Annotated in this window: 3 protein-coding genes and 2 pseudogenes; 3 read left to right on the plus strand and 2 right to left on the minus strand. The window is 68.1% G+C overall.

The features are described 5' to 3' along the window. Positions 1-280, plus strand: a pseudogene (locus SCI24_RS21160) (LysR family transcriptional regulator); the annotation flags it as partial. An 85-nt stretch (positions 281-365) separates the two neighbouring features. Here the strand turns inward: SCI24_RS21160 and SCI24_RS21165 are convergent. After that, entirely contained in the window at positions 366-842 is a 477-nt protein-coding gene (locus SCI24_RS21165) for a YbhB/YbcL family Raf kinase inhibitor-like protein (protein ID WP_318727246.1), read from the minus strand. Between the two features lie 161 nt (positions 843-1,003). On the opposite strand from SCI24_RS21165, the gene SCI24_RS21170 reads away from it, so the two are divergent. Together SCI24_RS21170 and SCI24_RS21175 are read left to right on the plus strand one after the other, a co-directional pair. Then, positions 1,004-1,465, plus strand: a complete 462-nt coding sequence (locus SCI24_RS21170; RefSeq protein ID WP_318727247.1) for a flavodoxin family protein — start codon at positions 1,004-1,006, stop codon at positions 1,463-1,465. A 263-nt stretch (positions 1,466-1,728) separates the two neighbouring features. Then, entirely contained in the window at positions 1,729-2,748 is a 1,020-nt protein-coding gene (locus SCI24_RS21175; RefSeq protein ID WP_318727248.1) for a TAXI family TRAP transporter solute-binding subunit, read from the plus strand. A gap of 80 nt (positions 2,749-2,828) precedes the next feature. On the opposite strand, the pseudogene fadA reads toward SCI24_RS21175, so the two are convergent. Beyond that, positions 2,829-3,424 (minus strand): annotated as a pseudogene (gene fadA, locus SCI24_RS21180) (acetyl-CoA C-acyltransferase); the annotation flags it as partial.

The following is a 3,424-nucleotide window of genomic DNA, read 5'->3' on the forward strand; positions in this document are numbered from 1 at the left end:
CTGGGAGGTCCACTACTCCAGCCAGTCGCCCACCGGCATCAACCTGCCGGTCCAGGCGGGCCTGGCGATGACGGTGAAGACCCCGCGCAGCGTGCCCGAGGGGTGTCGCATCGTCGGCGAGGCGGAGGGCCTGCCGCCTCTGGGGCAGGTAGAGATCGAGCTGCACCGCCGGCCGGGGCACACCAGCGAGGCCCTGGAAGCCTTCTGCGAGGAACTGGAGCACCTGGTGATCGACCACGACGACGTGGCCGCGCCGGAGCCGAGCGATGTCGCGACCTGAGCCGGAGGGATAAACACCGCAGGCCCGCGTCGAAGATGACGCGAGCCCGCTTGCTCTGCCGGCGCACGATCAGGCGCCGCACCCATCAGTCACGCTGATAGGTACCCACCAGGCGGTTCATGCCGATCAGGTGGGGCTCCGCCTGCTTGAGCAGTTCGGGCAGCGAGAGGCCTTCCGGCAGGTCGGTGGCCTTGTCCAGCGCCAGCACCCAGAAGAAGTAGTGGTGCACCCCGTGGCCCTCCGGCGGCATGGGGCCGCCGTAGCCGGTCTTGCCGAAGTCGTTGAGCCCCGGGGTCCCCTCGCCGCTGCCCTCCTTGAGCGCGCCGGTGGCGGCCGGCAGGTTGTAGAGCACCCAGTGCACGAAGCCGTAGCTGCCGTTCTGCACCAGGGGGGCATCCGGGTCATGGCAGATCACCGCGAAGCCCTTGGTGCCCTCCGGGGCGCCCTGCCAGCTGAGGGCCGGCGAGACGTCGTCCCCCTCCCCGGTGTATGTCGTCGGAATGGCACCCCCCGCCGCAAAGGCGGAGCTTTCGAGCTGCATGGTCGAGAGAGCAAAGGCCATGGTGATCAACCTCCCTGGATATCCAAGCGTTGAAGATGTCTATGTGTCGACATGACGGTGCGCGAGCGCCGACTCAGCGTCGGAGAAAGCCCGGTGCCTGTCAACGCCACCTCGCCATGGCATGATGGCCGCAAGCCACGAGTTCAACCCGGGAGACCGCCATGCCTCGCCTGCTGATCGTCGCCCATGCCCCCTCGCCCAATACCCACCGGCTGCGCGAGGCCGCCGAGCGCGGCGGGCGCCATCCCGATATCGAGGGCGTCGAGGTCACCGTGAAGCCACCGCTGGAGGCCGGCCCCGAGGATGTGCTGGCCTGCGATGCCATCCTGCTCGGCACCACCGAGAACCTGGGCTACATGAGCGGCGCCCTGAAGGACTTCTTCGACCGCAGCTACTACCCGGTGCTGGAGGAGAAGCAGGGGCTGCCCTGCGCGCTCTATATCCGCGCCGGCCGCGATGGCACCGGCACCCGCCGGGCGGTGGAGGGGATCGTCACCGGCCTGCGCTGGAAGTGGGTGCAGGAACCGCTGCTCCTGCGCGGCGAATGGCAGGAGGACTTCGTCGATCAGGTGGAGGAGCTGGGCATGGCGATGGCCGCAGGGCTGGACGCCGGCGTGCTCTAACCATATACGATTAAATTCCGTTGATAGTCCTTTCCGATCCTTAAGCACCTGCTATACATCAAGGAGGCCCGTCCAATTGCAGGGATTCTCGGGCCCTGTCGAACGCCGCATCGGCTGATCGCGCGACAACAAGAGAACAACAAGATCAAAAGAACAACACGACACGTCGACCAGACGCGATGTGAAGTCCCTCCTTTCGGCTTCCGCCCAGCCGCCCTTGGACCTGGAGTGCCTCTGGCCGACTCACTGACGCGAGGTGAGTCATGAAAACAACTGCAAGGCTGCTGGGCATCGGCCTGACCAGCCTGTTGCTCTGGAACCCGCCGTCGGTGCAGGCCGACGATCCCCTGATCATCGCCACCGCCAGCCCCGCCGGGGTCTACCATGTGGTCGGCCGGGCGCTGTGCCGAGTCATCGAGACGCCCTGCCGGGCGCAGCCCGGCGACGGCTCCAGTGCCAACCTGCGTGGGCTGCGACGCGGCGATCTGCAACTCGCCATGGCCCAGTCGGACCTTCACCAGTACGCCACCCTGGGCATAGAAGGATTCCGAAACGACGGCCCGGACGAGGCGCTGCGCTCCATCTTCTCGCTGCACAGCGAGCCCTTCACCCTGGTGGTGCGACGTGATGCCGGGATTCGGGACTTCGAGGACCTTCAGCAGCGCTCGGTGAACATCGGCAACCCGGGCTCCGGCCAGCGCGGCACCATGCTCAGGCTGATGGATGCCCGGGGCTGGAGCCGCACCAACTTCCGCCAGACCCACGACCTGCCGGCCGACCAGCAGTCCATGGAGCTCTGCCACGGCAACATCGACGCCATGGTCTATACCGTGGGCCATCCCAACGCCTCGGTGGCCCAGGCCATCCGGCTGTGCGATGCCGAGATCGTCGACGTGCAGGGCGACTTCGTCGACCTGCTGGTGGATGCCTACCCCTATTTCACGCGGGCCTCGATCCCCGCCGGCCTCTACGGCCCGGACCAGCAGGCCGTGGAGACCTTCGGGGTCAAGGCCACCCTGGTCACCACGGCGGACACCGACCCCGACCTGGTCTACCAGCTGGTCTCCAGCGTCTTCGACAGCTTCGCACGCTTCCAGGCAGCCCATCCCGCCCTGGGCCAGCTGACACCCCAGGCGATGATCCGCGAGGGGCTCAGCGCCCCCCTGCACGAAGGGGCGCTGCGCTACTACCGCGAACAGGGATGGGTCGAGGCCGAAAGCATGATGTCCGAACGCCACACGCAACCCCGCCTCGCCGTGCACGATGCGGCAAGTTCCGACTGAGCCCCGAGCGCGCAACGCAGGACGGCACCCGAGGGGGTGCCGTCCTGCGCTTCACCGCGACGATTATCAGCCCGGGCAGGTCACCTGAGGCGCTCGAACACCGTGGCCACGCCCTGCCCCATGCCGATGCACATGGTGGCCAGGCCCAGGGTGGTGTCGCGCTCCTGCATCACGTTGAGCAGGGTGGTGCTGATGCGTGCCCCGGAGCAGCCCAGGGGATGGCCCAGGGCGATGGCGCCGCCGTGGAGGTTGACCTTGTCGTCCATGGCGTCCCGCAGCCCCAGGTCCTTGAGCACCGGCAGCGCCTGGGCGGCGAAGGCCTCGTTGAGCTCCACGGTCTGGATGTCGTCGATGGTCAGGCCCGCGCTCTTCAGCGCCTTCTTCGAGGCCGGCACCGGGCCATAACCCATGATGGAGGCGTCGCAGCCGGCCACGCCGGTGGAGAGCACCCGGGCGATGGGCGCAAGGCCCAGGGCCTGGGCGCGCTCGTAGCTCATCACCGCCATGCCGGCCGCCCCCACCGAGAGCGCCGAGGAGGTGCCGGCGGTGACGGTGCCGCCGCGCGGGTCGAAGGCCGGCTTGAGCTCGGCCATCTTCTCCAGGCTGGCGTCGCTGCGGATCACCTCGTCGCGGTCGACCCGCACCCGGAAGCCGTTGGCGTCATGGCCCTCGATGC

The sequence above is a fragment of the Halomonas sp. genome, from assembly GCF_033549285.1.
GTDB lineage: Bacteria > Pseudomonadota > Gammaproteobacteria > Pseudomonadales > Halomonadaceae > Halomonas.

Excerpts from the sequence above, each read along its gene's own strand:
- SCI24_RS21175 (WP_318727248.1), top strand. The coding sequence starts at position 1,729 with ATGAAAACAACTGCAAGGCTGCTGGGCATCGGCCTGACCAGCCTGTTG.
- SCI24_RS21170 (WP_318727247.1), top strand. The coding sequence starts at position 1,004 with ATGCCTCGCCTGCTGATCGTCGCCCATGCCCCCTCGCCCAATACCCAC.
- SCI24_RS21165 (WP_318727246.1), bottom strand. The coding sequence starts at position 842 with ATGGCCTTTGCTCTCTCGACCATGCAGCTCGAAAGCTCCGCCTTTGCG.